Raw genomic sequence first — 18,419 nt, 5'->3', positions numbered from 1 at the left:
CTTATCCGCGATACAGAATCTCATAAATCTGCCGTTAAACCGGAGTTTTGCGTATGCGGAAATTCCTGCGCGCCCCTGCTGCAATCAACAGCGTTTTTTGACGTTTGGATAAACGCTTATACATTTCAGCGTGCCAGTGAAACCGACATTCCTGGATTCCCTTTACAGGGGAAAGCTTTGCAGCCGAGAAATGATTTCTGTTAAATATGTTTTCATTTGATTTTATTGCCCATAAAATCAAAAAACCGTTTTCAAACATATATTTTGTTCAAAAACGGCAACTGGCTGTCATAGCTTCTTTCAAAAAAGCCTTAGACCCTATAGCTTTGTGTCTCTGCTTTTCAACAGGATTACTCTTATCAATTTTTCAGTATAATTATACACACTTTTTTACAGTATGTCAATCATTTTTAAACAGATTATTTCATTTTACAGGTTCTTCAGAAATCCAGCAACACGTCTATTTGTTTTAACGCCGGCCGGTTATCTATCACATAGCTTTTTAATGCATTCTTTTTTTCTTCGATTGCGGCAGTGTCCCTTACAATTTCCAAAACAGCGTCTTCCAGTCCCTTTTCCCGGTTGGGAATAATGTATCCCCACTTTTCCGGAACCTGTTCCTTCGCGGAACGGTATTCGGTGACGGCAACCGGACACCCCAGCAGCATAGCTTCGGTAATAACCAGAGGCTTCCCCTCATACTGTGACAGCAAAACAAACAAATCCGCCTGCCTCATATAGGAATAAGGATTATCCTTTTCTCCCAACAAAAGAAAGCGGTCCGTCAAATGATATTTCTTTATCAGCCTCTCCGTTTTTTTTCGATCCGGACCATCGCCGATGTAATACCACTTGACAGGAATGCCTGCATCCAGCAGACGCCGGCATACGCGGACAGCCCTATCCATTCGTTTGGACGGAAGGTCAAGTCTTGATACCGTTATGATATTGAGTCCTCCGTCCATTTGGACAATCTCTTTTTCCGCCATTTGACGGATCGACTGTTCCGGAATGATATTTTCTATTACCATTGTCTTCTGACGGTATTCCGGAAACACGGTGCAAAAGGACTTTGCACAATCCATATTCACCGTCACTATGGTATCCATCTTATCATAGTACCTTTGATCCATTCCAGCATCTACCCTCATCGCCTGATAATCCGAATGAAGCCATGCCGCCTTCTTTTTTGCGTTTGTTACCTGTTTGGCAACATAATAGGTAGGCAGTAACTCGGAAGCCGCAACCGCTATATCCCACGGTGCATTGTCTTCCGGCTCCACCTCAAGGCAAGCGTCGATGATTTTTTGATAGAAAGCATGACCATGTGATATATGAAAGAAATTCAAAAATTTATCGATCAGATAGATCCAAAAGACATGCTTTTTCCATGCCAGTTTCAACTGTGACGAATAGTCATGCCAGCTGTCCTGATAGGAGACTTTAACTTGCTGCGGCAAAGGCTCCCGAAGCGTTCCGGCAGGGGCAAGCAGTTTCAGTGTGACATCCGCCTTATCATAGTCCAGTTTTTCCAGCAAGGCAATCAGCGCCTTCGCGGAACCGCCTTTGCCCAGCGCATGACTGACAAACAGTATTCTTTTTTTCACGCATACCTCAACCCTTCCGCTAATCTTCCAGCAGCCGCAGAAGCTTTTCTCCCTGCCGCTGTGCACTTTTTTCCCTTGTCACAAACTGCTGCGCGGCTGCTCCGAATGCCGTCAATTCATCCTGGCTCTTTGAAAGCACACTGTCTATTGCGGCGGAAAAGCCTTCTATCCCGTCCGAACCGATCGGATAGCAGTAATTCATATATTCCGCCGGAATTCCTTTTAATTTCCGCATCATAACCGGCGTTCCGGAACTCATGTACTCCAGAATTTTGGAGGGGAAGGAATAGGCTGTAAACGCGCCTTCATCCCTGCGCGGATTGACAAGCACACTGGCCTGGCGCTGCAGTTTCCGCGCCTCAAGCCGCTCTATCAGGCCAAGATAGGATATCCGGCGATCCATTTTGGCATAATGCTTCACTTTCTCTTCCGCCTGCCCGCTTCCGCACAGGATAAGACGATACCCCGGATCGGCGGTTCTGTGAAATGCTTCACACAGCTCGACCACTCCGTATGTCTCTGCGAGACCGCCGGTATAGAGCATTGTTTTATCTGCAAATTTTTTTGTGTTATCTTCAAACGGTTCCGGCGCAATTCCTTCCATCACCACATAATCATTCTCTGCCGCCTGGATCCGCTCATTCATTTCATCGGTCAGCAAAATAAATTTATCTGTATATTTTAGATTGCGGTAAATAAATTTTACGTCAAAATGTTTGAGCAAATGAAACAAGGAACCCTTGTTTTCCTGCCCCAAATTCATAAATTCAGGCAGATCAGGAACTGCCAAAACCGTTCGAATTTCAGGAAAATGTCTTTTTAAAAAGCGGAAAAGCTTTAGATTATTTCCGGTTAGAGCATAAGCCACAACCGCCTTGTCATGTATCTTTCCCTTTTCCGCCCATCTTTTTAACGCCGGCTTCAAATGAAAATAAATGGAATAGTATTTCCAATAGGCCAAATTGCAAAATCGGATGCTTTCATCCTCCGCTCCGGGCGTATGACTGAACCTCCCGCCCGGGATAAAAAGCTTTCTGTAGCGCTGTGGATAGGAACCGATATACGGGGCGTTTAAAACCGTGAGTGGTTCCTCAAGACCGCTTTCCAATGCTTTTATCATGTTCCATTGAAGCGTATTCGCAGCATTCTGCACCGCTCCCTTGGAATCTTTTATCATTTCCTGCTCCCATTCTTTCGGAAACAGTCCTCCCAAGAATAGAATATCCTGTCTCAAAGCGCTGTACGCTCCCTTCTGTTTCGCACCTTCAAAATAATCAAAGCGATACCAAACACCGCCAAACTTCCCAGAAAAGAACCGGAAAAGTCGATTATCATATCCCGAAATTCACAGCCTCTGCCCGGCACAAACAGTTGATGGATCTCATCGCTGACCGCATAGATAAGGCAAAAAACTAGAGTGGCGGTCCATCTCTTGTGCATGGATATTCGAAAACAAAGGCTGAAACCCGCTATGATAATGCCCAAAAGGCAGTAAAGGCTGAAATGCGCATATTTGCGGATGATATGATTCCAATTGAGGACAAGTTCTGTTTTTTGCTCCTCAGAATAATCCCGTATTACGGGCATGCTATTGACGATCTCTTCCGTCACCGATGTACTTAATTGGTTGGATTGTGTTGCCGGCTGGGCGGAAAATCGAAAAATACCGATAAGTAGCAAAAGGATCAGCGTCCCTAAAATGATTTTAAAAACTCTCATAAACACTCCGTTGCTGTTTTCATAATGGATTTCTAATATTTTGATGCAGCAGCTACCCTGTAATAGAGGCTGTTTTTGTCTCTTCCGACCACTCGACGCGGTATCCCAATGCCTCCGATAAAAAGCGGATTGGAATCAGTGTCTTGTCGTTTTTCAGATATGCAGGTGCATCCAGCTTCCGCTGTTCATCATTGACGTAGGCGGTGTCACTGTTAATCTGGAACAAAACAGTCTGTCCGTCATGCTCCACATATACCTGCTGTGTCGCATTGATCCAAGTAACCTTCGCGCCCAATTTTTCAAAGAAATAGCGCATGGGTACCATCGTCCTGTCGTTCAAGGTTTCCGCAGGTGTCAGAAAGGAAAGTATCTCCCCGTTCAGCTTCACCAGAACCGGTTCAAAGACAATCCCGCTGTCCGCGAAGACAAACTGCTCATATTTGCAGTCCACATATACGTTCCCGTCAAAGTGAAATACCCTTTTCAGCTCATAAAACTGGTTGGGGAGAGTATAATCAACCCAATGGATCCCGTCCGCAGACACTGATACAATATTCTGTGCCGGATCGTCATAGGATCCTTTCCAGGATTTCAAAAAATAAAACAGATCGCCGGCATCCTCTATGTTTTTCGGCTGTGTCCCCTCAAAGCTTACTTTCGTCATAAACTGATATGGCCGCGCACAATAGATACCGTCCTGTTTTTCGGAAACCGCCGCCCTTCCGTTCGACAAAGGCATGACCGTTTCCAGGGGACTGAATATCAAATTGTGTGCCTGCACAGTCTGCGCAGTGCTATATACTTGATCAGACAGGACATAAAGGTAGGGAGCTGCAAAGGAAAGCTTTTCAATGTATGCCGGGAATTCTCGTTTTCCCGTATATTCAAGAAATTCATCATACAGGGCTACCTGCCTGCGTTCATTGCGGATGGAGATATATTCCTTTTCGTATTCATCCCAGGCGGAAAAACGGGCGGCATACCCCTCTCCCTGCTGTATCTTAACAAGCTGATAATTTTCATCCAGCCCTTTTAAGAAGCTCTCGGAACCGGCTGCAGGCAATACCTTCTGCCATTTCCGATCCGCTGTGTAACGGTATAGATCCCCGTCTGTCCACTTCATAAATTCCTGCCCGTTATAAAACACGTTATCCAGCGGATAGCGCTGTGTATACTGCGGAAAAGCTGTTTTTGGCTCATCTTTCAGATAACGGTAACTGTCAACTTTCAGCGCGTGGAGAATTCCGCCGTAACAGTTTGTCGGCTCAATAATATCCACAATGTATGTTTTTGACTGGCCCGGCAAAACCGGAATGCTGAGGATACAATCTTCTTTTTTGGAAAACGTAATTCCCTTGGAAAGAGCATAAGCGTTTTCCCGTTCCAGCGTATACGGATTCAGCAGATTGCCCTCCTCATCCCGCACCATAACAATACTGCTAGCAAGCTGGGTATCCAGCATAAAGTTCAGCACCCTTTCCCTGCCGTCGGTATTTGTCACAGCGAGATGGTAGCGGTTGGTCACGCCGAAATTGCCTAGATTAAACTCCCACTCCGTGTTGGGAAGATTGTTCAAATCCAAAGTCTTCCCGTTCTCAGCATTGGGAATATGATTCTCCGCTGCCCACGGCATGCCGGACTGATATTCCTTTGTGTCATGGTGATAGATATCAAAACGCCAAATATTATCTTTTGAATCCTCCGGGACATCCCTGCCGTAAAAGCTGCGTTTTGTGTCGTCCCGATAGCTCAGTTCCAGCATATCCGAACCCGCGGCCACATTCTTGCTGAACAGATAGGAATCCCGCACCGGATTGATATTGGTCATCCAATGGGGAACCACGTTTCCCTCGTTATGAAACTGGTTGAATATCTGAACCATCACGCTGTCCCCATCCTGCATTTGCGGATCGACGACAACATTCAAATCACACTCTACCATTGGCAGCGTTTCGCTGTCTATCCCCTTTACCGAAGTATCCTTATGATAATTTCCCGGAGCTGCATTGGGATTGTGGTGCGTGCGATCCCCTACCGCATCATAGTGTTTCAAAGCGGTGAAGTTAATATCCGCATTTCCCTCATCAATGCTGAAATCCACTAGCATCAGGAAGGTAGTGCGCGGCTTTACCACGTCATAGTTATAAATATATCTGCTGATCCAGTCGCTGGTTCCGTTCAATGGAACCGTTTTTGGAAACTGACTCTCCAGAATCTGGTACGGAACGTATTGCCTGCAGCCGTTCAGCGTACGGATATTTATCCCCATGAAATCAGACCAAGCGCCCAAGCAGTCAAAGTACTCTTTGCCCTGGGGCAGATAATAACCGACAGAATGGATGGTAATGGAGGCGTTTTCTGAAAAAAGTTCCATATCCGGCTCCACATTAAACTCTGTGCAGTTATAAAAGCAGAAAAAAACAGAATATCGATCCGGTCCCATATCCTCATTTTTCATCATATATGTACAATAGGGATTTTCATCCGTAGACAGGTTCCACTCATTTATGTTCTCCGGATTATTGCAGTAAATATACTGACCTCCCCCGGATTTGCGGAATTGGATTGGAATAGGTTCTGCTGCTGCCGCCAGACAAGCAACAGACAGCATGAAAATCAAAATCAGAAAAAAGCTTTTTTGAAACCGCTTCACCCAAAAGACCTCCCATCTTCCCTATTTTTCCTTTATCTTATCACAGATTCCGTCAAACATCAATTTATGTCATATAATTGTGCGCGTATTGTCACGCACCGGTAACAATTCACAAATAGCGAACCAGCCGCTTTTTTTTGAATATATTGTAACAGAAACCATTTAGAAAGGATGAATATCATGATCATTCATACAGTAAAACAGGGAGATACGATATGGAAGCTTGCAAGAACTTACGGCGTATCCCCTGAAAGAATCCTGTCCGACAACGCGGTGTCAAATCCAAACCGGCTGGTAATCGGCCAGGCACTGCTGATTCTGCTTCCGGAAACAATACATACCGTTCGCCCCGGCGACACCCTTACCAGTATTGCCTCCCAGTATGGGACAGATATCACCACAATACTGCAAAACAATCCGTCTATTATCCTGAATCCAAGCCTCTATGCAGGAGAGAAGCTCACCATCTCCTTCCAAAGTGAAAAAACCAGAAATATTCTTTTAAACGGCTATGCGTACCCGTATGTCAACATGGATGTGCTGCGTCAAACACTTCCCTATCTCAGCATGCTGACGATCTTTGGATATGGGGTGTCAGCAGACGGAACACTCATCAAAATAGACGATCAGCCTTTGATTGACATGGCTCGGCGCTATCAAGTCGCTCCTATTATGCTGTTGTCTTCCATTACAGAGGAAGGAACCTTCAGCGGAGAGAGAGCCAGCAATCTGTTCCGCAATATCGAATTGCAAAACGCTGTCATTCAGGAAATCATACAGACCATGAAACAAAAAGGGTATTATGGACTGGATGTGGATTTTGAATATGTCAATCAGGAAGACAGCGAGGCTTATCTGCAGTTTCTCAGAAATGTCACCCGGCAGCTAAATCAGGAAGGCTTTCGGGTCAATGTGGATCTGGCGCCGAAAACTTCCGCCGCACAAGCAGGCCTGCTTTATGAAGCACACGATTATGCCAAAATCGGCGCAATCGCTGACACGGTACTTATCATGACCTATGAATGGGGTTATACTTATGGTCCGCCTATGGCAGTAGCGCCAATCGACAAGGTAAGGGAGGTCGTGGAATATGCCGTCACTGAGATACCCGTTTCCAAAATTCTGATGGGAGTTCCTAATTATGGATATGACTGGGTTTTGCCTTATATGCGCGGCGAGACCCGCGCCACTTCTATCGGCAACCAGCAAGCTATCCAGATTGCCGCACGAAACAATGCACAGATTCAATTTGACGAGACGGCTCAAAGTCCCTATTTCAGATATTGGGATGCAAACCGCCGGGAACACATCGTCTGGTTTGAGGACGTCCGGAGCATTCTTGCAAAGATGAATCTCATTTCCGAATTTGACTTGCTGGGTGCAGGATATTGGAATGTGATGCGCCCCTTTGTCCAAAACTGGCTTCTGGTAAGCAATCTGTTTCAAATCACGAAATTGATTTCATAGAAGCATCCAGTGCCGTATTCCTAAAACTTTGAACTGCAGAAGCGAAAACAAAAGACTTATCTTTTTTTGCACGATGTATCAAAATACTCTATAACAAAATACATCTGTTTTCCTAAAACACAAAAAGCAGCCAAAGGTAATTGGCTGCTTTTCTTCGAATCACGCTGCAGGCTTCTGCGATTGCGTTGGCTTCGCCGTACTGGTTGGCTTACCGGTGTTGACCGGAGGCGGTGTTGTTGCCGCCGGCTTAGTTTCATTTGGCTTGGAATTCTCATTACTGTCGATATCACCCGGTTCCTCGGTTACAGGTGCCTCGCTGGGTTCCGGCGTTGCTTCCGTCTTTTTGTGATCTTCCGCCGTGCAGTATGCCTTGGGCGCGGTACCCGCGGTCACCCTCATGGTCTTCTTCGTCGGATTTCCTGCCTCATCCTTACAGACATCCTCATTATAAAGCTTCCCGGACACGGAGCAAACCGATACGTCATAGCTGGTATTAATTCCGTCAAAAGATTTGGAAGGCAAGCCTTGATGAATTTTCGTATAGACTTTTTTCCAGGCGGCGAGTGCAGGATTGGTAGAAAGGGATCCGATCGGTTTTGCGTCATCATAGCCGCACCACACCGCACTGACATAATAAGGAGTGTATCCCACAAACCATCTGTCTTTATCCTCATCCGTGGTTCCTGTTTTTCCGGCAACCGTCATTCTGGAGATCTGTGCCGTGCTTGCCGTACCGCCTGATTGGGTAACCGAATACAGGATACTTGTCATCTGCTTGGCCGTTTTTTCACTCATCGCCACATGGGTTTCCGGTTTCATTTCCAGAGCGGTTTTTCCATTGCGGTCAACCACTTTGGTATAGGTATGCGGCTGAATATATAATCCATTATTTGCGATTGCGGCATATGCCGCCGTCATCTCCATGGGGGAAATTCCATCCGTCAGTCCGCCCAGCGCCAGAGATGGGAGCGTCAAATCGGTATAGACTTTTCCATTCTGTTCCCTTTTTTCTACCAAACTGGTTACACCCAGCTTATTTTTCATAAAGTTAAATGATTTATTGACTCCCAATTCCTGAAGCACCTGAACCGCTACCGTATTACAGGAAATTCTTACAGCCTCCTGCACGGTCATCGGTCCCCGGAATCCAGAGTACTGATTTTTCGGCGACCAATTGCCAATCGTAATTTTCTTATCCTCGTAAATACTGCCGGCAGTGATAAGACCGTTTTCGATCGCCGGCGCATAGACAGCGATAGGTTTAATCGCTGACCCCGGCTGCCGGACGGACTGTGTTGCACGGTTTAAGACAAAATCGCCTGATTTTTTGCCCGTTCCGCCCGAAATTCCTTTCACTTCTCCGGTATATGGATCCATCACCACAATCGCTGACTGCATTTCCTTTTTCGGGAAATTGGCGGTATTGCTGAACACTTCATCCACCGCTTTCTGAACAGAGGGATCGATGGTGGCATAAATTTTATACCCGCCCGTATGCAGGGCAATAGTAGCCTCGTCGATGGACATTTTCTTCTCTTTTGCAAAGTCTTTGATTACATCATTGATGACCTGATCGACAAAATAGGATTGAAAATTGGCTCCCGTATTCATATTCGATTTTACAAACTTCAGCTTCTCCGCAACTGCCTTATCATATTCCTCGGGTGTGATAAAGCCCAGGTCCTTCATTTTGCCCAAAACCAGTTCCTGCTTCTCCTTATTCTTATCCGGATTGATAAAGGGATCATAGCGGGTCGGATACTGAGTAATCCCGACAATGGAAGCTGATTCTGCAATCGTCAAATCTTTGACATCCTTATTAAAGTACATATGGGCCGCAGACTGAACCCCATTGCATCCTTGCGACAAATAAATGGTGTTTAAGTACATCTCCAGGATCTGTTCTTTGGAGTACTTGCGTTCCAGCCGCATTGCATTCCACATTTCCTTAATCTTTCTTGTAACGCTCCGGTCGCGCTCATCGGTCAGATTCTTAACCAACTGCTGTGTGATCGTGCTTCCTCCATAGCCGGAATCCCGGTTGAAAAAAAATCCCAGCACAGCGCCTGCAGAGCGTTTAATATCAACGCCGCCGTGTTTAAAGAAACGCTCGTCTTCAATAGCAACCGCCGCCAATTTCAGGTGTTCCGGCATGTCTGTATAGGGAACCCAAACCCTGTTTTCCGTACCATATACCTTTTCCAGCTCCGTTGGATTTCCCGTTTTACTGTCAATATAATAAATCTGGCTGGACAAATTGAGCGCTTTTGAAGCGTCAAGTTCAATATCTTCCATTGACGCCTGAATGATAATAACTGTGATATATAAAATCATCAATCCGCAGAGGACTGCGATTCCCCACAACATTAAACGCCACATTGTCTGAAAGAATAATTTACTTGAACCCGACTTTTTTGATTTTGCCATCGTTGAAACCTCCAAGTCTGTAAGCTTGCTGATGATACCGCAGACACAAAAGGCCATGCGGTAAATAGATCAGCTTCCATAGATGCTCTTTCGCATGGAAAAGATACTCCGCAGTAAGCAGGCGGCGAAATGCCTCCAATGTATTGTGATACCGTAATAACATAGCTGTCAGAATCTTGCTCTGCAAGCAATTGAAAAGATTTCTATCTTTTCAATTTGATTTTATCTATACCGCAACAACGAAGGCGGCAGAATGTCGCCGTAGTATTGCGATTCAATAAAGACTCAGCCGTCGGAAGATTTTCTTCCGCTCACGGCGTGTCTTTATTATACCATAAAAATTAAAAAAGGAAAGTAAAATGTGCTTTTTTTATGGAATTTGCCGAATAAACTGGCAGATTATTGTAAAGAATATGAATAAACAAACGGATCAAAAAAGGATGTGAATGGATATGGCAATCTATGCAACCAGCAGAAAAAAGAAGCACAATTTTCTTCTGCCTGTGCTCATAACAGTAATTCTTGCGCTTGTCATACTAAGCGCGGTTTGGCTGACCAAAACAATTGTAACCAATCAGCTTCAGGAAAACAACACGGTATCTCCTGCCGCTGCCGCGGGCAATTCCACCGTCACTGCGTCTGCTCCGCCGGTGCAGAAGGTTACCTTCACAGAGAATTCTATGCTCAACATGACCTATGTGTACAGCTGCGGCCATACGGCGTCAAAGGTAGAAAAAGTTCCTCCTGAATTTATCGGAAAAACCTTAGATGAGGTGAAAGAATCCTTCCCGGAATATCATATCACTTCTTTTTCCCCAGGCACTTCCATTGGGGAAAAAAAGCTCAGCGGTGTGTGCGATGAACACTATGTAATGAAGCTGGACGGGGAAAAACTGGTCATCACCTACAAAAACAATCCTCAAAAAATCAAACAGGAAATGTCCATTGATATCAATATGCTTCCCTTTGAAACCATCGAGATACTCAACAAGGGCATCCATGTAGACGGCGAAACGGAACTTCTGGAATTCATGGAGGATTTCGCAAGTTAAAAGCGAATCGAAATAGGGCAGATTGTGAAAAACGAAGGAATATTTCGTCAAAATCAATCCGTAGGCGTACGACGGTACGGTAGGGTTGATTTTGGTGAAAAGCAAGCAATGCCAATGGCTCCATTGAGGAACCATTGGCATTTTTCATAGCATAGGAAATTGCGCGGAATCGTGCGCAATTGCATGTTTCAAAAAACAGCGTGCAAAGCGCGGCTGCGTTTTTCGGAAGGAAAAACTTTTTTATAACTGTGGGCAAGATGTCCCCCGCCTCGAAAAAAGGCGGGGGACATATCCGCAGTCAGCGGGAGTACAATCTCCTGCTGACTGCGGCACTGCCAAGCAGCGTCCTTGTCTTCGTTGAATGACGGGACAAGCCCTTATTGAATGGAATTCATGCAATCGTTTTCTTTTCTTTCTATTTTTTCTCTGCGATTGCTTGCGGTAGACCGAGTTTTTCGTCAGTCTGAGCGTCCCTGCCTGTCTATTTATTCTTTTTTACCTCATCCCAATATTTTTTCAGACTGCTTTCAAATTTGTTTCCCTGCGGCTCATAATACACTGCATTTTTGATTTTATCCGGCAGATACTGCTGTTTCACATAGTTGTTGGGAAAATTATGCGCATACTGATAGGCGGTTCCCCTGTCCATCTCCTTGGCGCCGCTGTAATGAGCATCCTTCAAATGATTCGGCACCTCCCCGCAGTCTCTGCCGGAAATATCCGCGATTGCCGCATCGATCGCGAGAATGCCGGAATTGGATTTGGGTGCGGTCGCTAGAAGGATAACCGCCTGTGCCAGCGGGAGGCGCGCCTCCGGCAGCCCCAGCATCAAGGCCGAATCCACGCAGGCCTTTACGATGGAGGCCGCTTGGGGATAAGCCATCCCCACATCCTCGCTGGCAATCACCAAAAGCCGCCGGATCGGGGACTTGATATCCCCGCTTTCCAAAAGCCTTGCCAGATAGTGCAGGGACGCGTCCACATCACTGCCGCGGATTGATTTCTGAAATGCGCTGAGAATATCATAATGGTTGTCGCCGAATTTATCATACTTTAAGGATTTGCGAAAAATCGCGTTCTCTACATCCTCTACCTGAATCTTCTTCTCTCCGAAGGACATGGCCAGAAGTTCCAGCACATTCAGCGCGCTGCGCACGTCCCCGTTGGAGGTTGCCGCAATAAAATCCAGTGCTTCCTCCTGAAAAGACAGCTTTGGAAAATCCTCTTTCAGCAAAACCTCTGCCCGCACCAATGCTTCCCTGATCTCGGTTTCATCCAGGGGACGAAATTCAAAGACAATGGAACGGGACAGGATCGCATTAAACACATAGAAATAGGGGTTTTCGGTGGTACTGGCAATCAGAGTGATACTTCCGTCCTCGATGAACTGCAGCAGGGACTGCTGCTGTTTTTTATTGAAATTCTGGATCTCGTCCAGATATAACAGTACGCCGTTTTGAGTGTCAAAACCGCCCAGATCGCCGATAATATCCTTGATGTCCGCCACCGAAGCGTTTGTTGCGTTGAGCTTGTACAGCTTCTTGTTGGTGTTCTTGGCAATAATACTGGCCACCGTCGTCTTTCCCGTTCCGGAAGGACCATAAAAAATCATATTCGGCACATTTTTGGATTCAATGATATTGCGAAGCACCTTGCCCTCTCCCAGCAAATGCTTTTGTCCGTATACCTCGTCAATGGTCTGAGGCCGTATCCTGTCCGCAAGCGGTTTCATATTTTCATCTCTCCTCTGTCAAAATGCCCCTGCCGGAAGCAGGGGCATTTTTCTTTTTCTACTCGTAAAGAGGATATTTCGCTGTCAGCGCTTCCACTTCTTTTTTGATCTCGTCCTTTTTCGTTTCAAACTCGGTGACGGTCAGCTTGATCAGCCTCGCAATGGTTTTCATATCCTCCTCCACAAAGCCTCTGGAGGTACAAGCCGGCGTTCCGATGCGGATACCGCTTGTGACAAACGGGCTCTGCGGATCGTTGGGAACCGCGTTTTTATTGACGGTGATGGCCACCTCGTCCAGACGTTTTTCCATCTCTTTTCCGGTGATGTTCATATTTTGCAGGTCAACCAGCATCAGATGGTTATCCGTTCCACCGGAAACCAGATGGAAGCCTTCCGCCATCAAAGCGTCAGCCAGCGCAGCCGCGTTTTTGACAACCTGTGTCTGATAGGCTTTGAATTCATCGGAAAGAGCCTCTTTGAAGCAGACCGCCTTGCCGGCAATGGTGTGCATCAGAGGACCGCCCTGCATGCCCGGGAATACCGCTTTGTTGATTGCTTTACCGTACTCCTCTTTGCACATAATCATACCACCTCTGGGACCTCTTAAGGTTTTGTGGGTGGTGGTGGTCACGAAATCCGCATAGGGAACCGGATTCTGGTGAAGCCCTGCCACAACCAGTCCGGCGATGTGCGCGATATCGCACATCAGATACGCGCCGACTTCCTTTGCAATCTCTGCAAATTTATCAAATTCAATCTTTCTCGGATAAGCGCTTGCGCCGCAGACAATCATTTTCGGCTTGTGTTCCAGTGCAAGCCTTCTGACTTCTTCATAATCGATCCGGCCGCTGTCATCCAAACCGTAAGGAACAATATTAAAATATTTTCCGCTGATATTAACCGGGCTTCCGTGCGTCAGATGGCCGCCGTGCGCCAGGCTCATTCCCAGGATGGTGTCGCCCGGGTTCAGCATTGCAAAATAAACCGCCGTATTGGCCTGCGCGCCGGAGTGAGGTTGCACATTGACAAACTCCGCGCCGAACAGTTTTTTCGCCCGCTCAATCGCCAGATCTTCAGCGATGTCCACACATTCGCATCCGCCATAGTACCGTTTTCCGGAGTAACCCTCTGCATACTTGTTGGTCAAAGGCGAACCCACCGCCTGCATAACCGCCTCGGAAACAATGTTCTCCGATGCAATCAGCTCAATGTTATTGCGCTGTCTGGCCAGCTCCTTGTTGATTGCCTCTGCAATCTCGGGATCGATTTTTTCTATCTTGTCCGTAAAGCTCATGAAATATAACACCCCATTATAATATTTTATTTATCTATATTATATAAGATTTTTCTCGGTTTTACAAGGAATATTTCACTGTTTGCTGACAAAATTTTTAAGTTCCGTTCAAAAGGGCAGTCCCGTACGGTACTGCCCCGATCATCTGTTCAATAAGGGGCGTTGCCCCGGAATACAACGTTTTTATGGATTGCACCGCCGCAGAAAAATGAAGTGGAATGCCCCGCCTAAGAGACGGGGACATCTTTCTTTTGTTATATGTATATTTATAACAAGATTTCATTGAAAGCTTTTGCGCGGAAAAAGTTACCTTAATAGCGTTTCAACCGAGCGAAGCGCAAGATGATATCCGCCTCCTGATCTTTCAATAAGGTTCCTGCCGTTTTAGAAACGGAAGACATACAGCGAGGTTATATGTAATATTGCTGAACCACTTCGGACTCATAATCCTTGATGAGAAGCGCGCGGATATATCCCCTGTCCTTCTCGGTGGAATCAATATAAAAGCCCCTGCCGTAATAGAAGCGTACCAGGGGAATATAGCTTGCCGCCGTATGCAGCCGCAGCTGCTTTACCTGGTGCTCCTGCATCACTTTATCCACCACGTTCATCAAAGTCTTCCCGATCCCGTTATTCTGGTTGTTGGAACGCACGCCGAAACGGGAGAGATAGGCCGTGCCGTCCTCATTGATTTTAATGCGGACGCTCCCCACCGGTTCCCCGTTGATAAACGCCACGAATACATACTTCTCCTCCAAATCCTTGCGGATGTCGTCATAGGTCTCGTTTAAAGCCTCCACCTCGTGGGGAATGCGCGCCTGCTTTTCATAGCGGACAAAAGCGTCCCTGGTGATCTCGGCAATCTGCGGGATCTCGCTCTCGGTTGCCAGCTTGACGCTGAACCCGTAAAGCTTTTCCCCCATCTGTTTCTTCTCCTCTGCCATCCTGCTGTCCCCCTTAATTTTGCTGTCCCATCAGCATTGCCATAACTGCCTTCTGGGTGTGCAGACGGTTTTCCGCCTCGTCAAACACCTTGGAGCATGGGGAGTCAATCACATCCGCCGACACTTCATATCCCCGGTAAGCGGGCAGACAGTGCAGGAAAATCGCGTCGGGCGCGGCATGCGCCATCAGTTCTTTGTTTACCTGGAAGCCATCAAACTTCTTGACCTTCTCCGCTTTCTCCCTCTCCTGGCCCATGCTGACCCAGGTATCGGTATAAACCGCGTCCGCACCGGCAGCCGCCTCCTGCGGATCGTTGGTAAACACCAGCTTGGAGCCGGATTTTTTCGCCATCGCAAGGGCGTCCTCCACAATCTGCGGATCGCATTCAAAGCCCTTTGGCGTCGCCACACTCATATCCATACCCGCATGAGCGCAGGCAAACAGAAGAGAATGGGTCATATTGTTGCCGTCGCCTACATAGCACAACTTCAGCCCTTCCAGCTTTCCCTTTTCCTCATAGATGGTAAACATGTCGGTCAGCGCCTGGCAGGGATGGGTCAGATCCGTCAACCCGTTGATGACGGGAATCTGTCCGTATTTGGCCAGATCCTCCACATCCTTCTGATCAAAGGTGCGGATCATGATACCGTCAATAAAGCGGGAAAGTACATTTGCCGTGTCATAGATGCTTTCTCCCCGCCCCAGCTGAATGTCATTGGTATTCAGAAACAGAGCGTGACCCCCCAGCTGGTACATTCCGACTTCAAAGGAAATCCGGGTACGGGTGGAGGATTTGGCAAAGATCATTCCCAATGTTTTTCCTTTCAGCAAATGATGGGTGATCCCGTTTTTATTTTCATATTTCAGCTTTTCCGTCAGCTTCAGTATGTCATGAAATTCATCCGTTGTGATATCCTTCAATGTGATTAAATGTTTCATCTATTTACGCTCCTTTTTCAACCTCTGCCAGCACGGCTGTCAGATTCGTTACAAAAATATCCACTTCTTTTTCGGTGATGATCAGCGGCGGAACCAATCTCAAAATTTTGTCGCCGACTGCGCCGGCCAGAATCCCTTTTTCCTGCAGCAGCTTCTGAACCGTCTTTCCGATCCCCGCTGTCATCTCAACGCCGATCATCAGCCCCATGCCGCGAACCTCTGCAATCAAGGGAGATGAAATGTTCTTCAGAGCCGACTGAAAATAGCTCCCTGTCTTTTCGGCATTTTCAATCAATCCGTTTTCCAGCAACTCTTGTATGACACAGATACCGCAGGCACAGGAGAGCGGATTCCCGCCGAAGGTGGTGCCATGGTCCCCCGGCTCAAAGGCACAAAACGGCTCCTTTGCCAGAAGCGCGCCGACGGGAACGCCGCCGCCCAGCCCTTTTGCAAGGGTAAAGATATCTGGCTCCACGCCATAATTTTCATAGCAAAACAATTTTCCCGTTCTTCCCACGCCGGTCTGTACCTCGTCAAAAATCAGAAGAATGCCTTTCTCGTCACAGATGTTCCGGATCTCTGTCAGATAAGCGGAATCGATGGGGTGAACGCCGCTTTCCCCCTGAATGAGCTCCAGCATGACAGCCGCTGTTTTTTTACTCGCCTGCGCGCGGAATGCCTCGATATCGTTTATCGGAACATGGATAAATTTCTCCACCAGAGGGGCGTAGGGCTTTTGATATTTTTCCTGTCCGGTTGCAGACACGGTAGCCAGCGTCCGCCCGTGGAAGGAGCTCTGAAGCGTGATGAATTCCGGACGCTGCTCCCCTTTGTTCCAGAAATATTTCCGGGCAAGCTTGATTGCCCCCTCATTGGCCTCCGCACCGGAATTGCAGAAAAACACCCTGTCCGCACAGGAGTTGGTCACCAGAAGCTTTGCCAGCCGGGCCTGCTGTTCAATGTAAAAAACGGAGGAGGTGTGCAGCACCTTTTCCGCCTGCTGCTGAATGGTTTTGGTCAGCGCGGGATGATGATAGCCCAAAGAATTGACCGCAATCCCGGCAAAGAAATCCAGATAGGGCTTTCCCTCGGTGTCAAAGAGCTTCATTCCCTCCCCATGGGTGAAGGCCACCGGATTTCTCTTTCCAAAGGTATTCATATAATAGGTTTCATCATTATGCATGATTTCCTGCAATGGTTTCATTTCACTCATTCCTTTATTATCGCATGTTTTCATGAATTACTTTCAATATGTATATTCATAATTATAAATCAATATGTATAAAAATTCAATCCCCTTTTTTCTTTTTGTGCAACTTATACAGAGAAAACAGGAATAGGAAAACAGGATCCTGCCAGAATAAGAAACGGAAGGGAGCGAAAAAAATGAAAGAATTCAGAAAACAGCACTTTTTAAACTGTGAAACCAATATAGCGGACACCTTTGCATCAGATGGAAAACAGATATTGGACACCTTGTCCACAGAGCAGAACAATGAGAATGATTATCAGGCGTGGCGTTCCCCGATTGAAGTGGATAAAAAAGCAAAAAAACGAAAAAACCGTTCATGACGTTCTTTACAGCTTTACCTTTCCTAAGGAGCAAAGTGTTTCGGTGACGAATTGTACCGCCACCGAAAAAAGGAAGTGGAAACTGCCGCCTGGGAGGCGAGGACAGAAAAGAATCGCTTTCTCATTCAAACAAGCGCTTATCTTTTGAAAATAAGCGCTTGTTTTTCATATATTTTTTACTTTAAAAGTTTAAAAAATTTTTCAAAATTCTTTTTCCGTTTTTATTGACATTCTTGTCGGCATAAACTATAATATTATTGTCGACAACAAAAGGAGGTGTTGTCTTGTCGGACAAAAGAAAACCCGGCCGCCCTTTTTCAGAAAACCCGAAGTCGGTGAAGCTGACCGTTCGTATTGACGCGGAGGAGGCATCCATACTGGACGACTATTGCATACGTGCTGATGTCAGCCGTGCCGACGGTGTGCGCACCGCAATCAAAGGGCTGAAGGACAAAAAATAGGAGAAGCAGTAACCATCACAAAGTATTCTGCTCCTCCCCCACGCACCTGCTGCCGAAGCAGAGATACATAAATATTTTACCATATGTACTCCCTTCTTTCAAGCAGTTTGTGCGAAAACCCATAAATCAAAGAAAAGGAGTATCAAAATGTACGTAAAAGAAGAATTAAACGAATTTGTAGAAAACATGATGCAGAAAGCCTGCGAGGAGTATCAAAGCAGTCCGGCGGCAGAAAACGAGCGGCGGTATTTTGAGGAGACCGACATTTTTCTGCGGGACAGCCTGCTGGAAGAGCAATGGCAGGACGTTCAGGATTGGATGGAAGAACGCCGGCTCGCAGAAAACCGGTTCCAGCGCTGGCTGTATGAAAAGGGAATAACGGACAGCATCCAGCTTCTGCAATATCTGAAAATCATTTGAGCATCGCAATTTTTTTCTATACGAAAAATTCGGGACAGCGTAGCAAAACATAAATTGATATGCACCCCAAAAGTTAGACACTTTTGGAGGTGCATATTTTTATGGGAAAGACAGGAAAAAAGAACAGGACA

The 18,419-nt window shown here is 46.5% G+C and carries 15 protein-coding genes and 1 riboswitch; of the genes, 5 read left to right on the top strand and 10 right to left on the bottom strand.

Annotation, left to right across the window (positions count from 1 at the left end):
- Positions 1-273 precede the first annotated feature (273 nt).
- Positions 274-365, bottom strand: a riboswitch (cyclic di-GMP riboswitch).
- Positions 366-440: 75 nt separating this feature from the next.
- The 4 genes from KQI32_RS13570 to KQI32_RS13565 are packed head-to-tail and all read right to left on the bottom strand — an operon-like array spanning position 441 to position 5,979.
- Complete coding sequence (locus tag KQI32_RS13570) at positions 441-1,607, bottom strand: glycosyltransferase (RefSeq protein WP_216424176.1); 1,167 nt, start codon at positions 1,605-1,607, stop codon at positions 441-443.
- A 19-nt stretch (positions 1,608-1,626) separates the two neighbouring features.
- Positions 1,627-2,820 (bottom strand): glycosyltransferase, encoded by a 1,194-nt coding sequence (locus KQI32_RS04760; RefSeq protein WP_216424175.1) that lies wholly within the window; start codon positions 2,818-2,820, stop codon positions 1,627-1,629.
- A 17-nt stretch (positions 2,821-2,837) separates the two neighbouring features.
- Positions 2,838-3,326: a VanZ family protein gene (locus tag KQI32_RS04755; RefSeq protein ID WP_177691660.1), complete on the bottom strand. Its 489-nt coding sequence runs from the start codon at positions 3,324-3,326 to the stop codon at positions 2,838-2,840.
- Between the two features lie 52 nt (positions 3,327-3,378).
- Complete coding sequence (locus KQI32_RS13565; RefSeq protein WP_216424174.1) at positions 3,379-5,979, bottom strand: copper amine oxidase N-terminal domain-containing protein; 2,601 nt, start codon at positions 5,977-5,979, stop codon at positions 3,379-3,381.
- Between the two features lie 180 nt (positions 5,980-6,159).
- On the opposite strand from KQI32_RS13565, the gene KQI32_RS04745 reads away from it, so the two are divergent.
- Positions 6,160-7,446, top strand: a complete 1,287-nt coding sequence (locus tag KQI32_RS04745; RefSeq protein WP_177691658.1) for a glycoside hydrolase family 18 protein — start codon at positions 6,160-6,162, stop codon at positions 7,444-7,446.
- Positions 7,447-7,605: 159 nt separating this feature from the next.
- Here the strand turns inward: KQI32_RS04745 and KQI32_RS04740 are convergent, their stop codons facing one another.
- The gene (locus tag KQI32_RS04740) at positions 7,606-9,873 is read right to left on the bottom strand and encodes a PBP1A family penicillin-binding protein (protein ID WP_177691657.1); all 2,268 of its coding nucleotides are present in this window, start codon (positions 9,871-9,873) and stop codon (positions 7,606-7,608) included.
- Positions 9,874-10,325: 452 nt separating this feature from the next.
- Between KQI32_RS04740 and KQI32_RS04735 the strand changes: the two genes are divergently transcribed.
- On the top strand, positions 10,326-10,925 hold the full coding sequence (locus KQI32_RS04735; RefSeq protein WP_177691656.1) for a hypothetical protein: 600 nt from the start codon (positions 10,326-10,328) through the stop codon (positions 10,923-10,925).
- 481 nt (positions 10,926-11,406) lie between these two features.
- Here KQI32_RS04735 and KQI32_RS04730 read toward each other — a convergent pair whose 3' ends face one another.
- The 5 genes from KQI32_RS04730 to KQI32_RS04710 form a co-directional block, all read right to left on the bottom strand.
- The gene (locus KQI32_RS04730) at positions 11,407-12,657 is read right to left on the bottom strand and encodes a replication-associated recombination protein A (protein WP_177691655.1); all 1,251 of its coding nucleotides are present in this window, start codon (positions 12,655-12,657) and stop codon (positions 11,407-11,409) included.
- A gap of 58 nt (positions 12,658-12,715) precedes the next feature.
- Positions 12,716-13,951 (bottom strand): serine hydroxymethyltransferase, encoded by a 1,236-nt coding sequence (glyA, locus tag KQI32_RS04725; RefSeq protein WP_216424173.1) that lies wholly within the window; start codon positions 13,949-13,951, stop codon positions 12,716-12,718.
- A 410-nt stretch (positions 13,952-14,361) separates the two neighbouring features.
- On the bottom strand, positions 14,362-14,895 hold the full coding sequence (locus tag KQI32_RS04720; RefSeq protein WP_253291066.1) for a GNAT family N-acetyltransferase: 534 nt from the start codon (positions 14,893-14,895) through the stop codon (positions 14,362-14,364).
- 13 nt (positions 14,896-14,908) lie between these two features.
- Positions 14,909-15,835, bottom strand: a complete 927-nt coding sequence (gene argF, locus KQI32_RS04715) for an ornithine carbamoyltransferase (RefSeq protein WP_177691652.1) — start codon at positions 15,833-15,835, stop codon at positions 14,909-14,911.
- 4 nt (positions 15,836-15,839) lie between these two features.
- Positions 15,840-17,039 carry an aspartate aminotransferase family protein gene (locus tag KQI32_RS04710; RefSeq protein WP_177691651.1) on the bottom strand — a complete coding sequence of 400 codons (1,200 nt, stop codon included), beginning with the start codon at positions 17,037-17,039 and terminating at the stop codon, positions 15,840-15,842.
- A 182-nt stretch (positions 17,040-17,221) separates the two neighbouring features.
- On the opposite strand from KQI32_RS04710, the gene KQI32_RS04705 reads away from it, so the two are divergent.
- From KQI32_RS04705 to KQI32_RS04695, 3 genes are all read left to right on the top strand, one after another.
- Positions 17,222-17,407, top strand: a complete 186-nt coding sequence (locus KQI32_RS04705) for a hypothetical protein (protein WP_177691650.1) — start codon at positions 17,222-17,224, stop codon at positions 17,405-17,407.
- Between the two features lie 284 nt (positions 17,408-17,691).
- Positions 17,692-17,868 carry a hypothetical protein gene (locus KQI32_RS04700; RefSeq protein ID WP_216424172.1) on the top strand — a complete coding sequence of 59 codons (177 nt, stop codon included), beginning with the start codon at positions 17,692-17,694 and terminating at the stop codon, positions 17,866-17,868.
- A 147-nt stretch (positions 17,869-18,015) separates the two neighbouring features.
- Positions 18,016-18,288: a hypothetical protein gene (locus tag KQI32_RS04695; RefSeq protein ID WP_216424171.1), complete on the top strand. Its 273-nt coding sequence runs from the start codon at positions 18,016-18,018 to the stop codon at positions 18,286-18,288.
- The last annotated feature ends 131 nt before the right edge of the window (positions 18,289-18,419 follow it).

The sequence above is a fragment of the Acetivibrio sp. MSJd-27 genome (assembly GCF_018918095.1).
GTDB lineage: Bacteria > Bacillota > Clostridia > UMGS1840 > HGM11507 > HGM11507.
The sequence above is the reverse complement of the archived record's forward strand: the minus strand, read 5'-3'. Positions and strand labels throughout refer to the sequence as shown.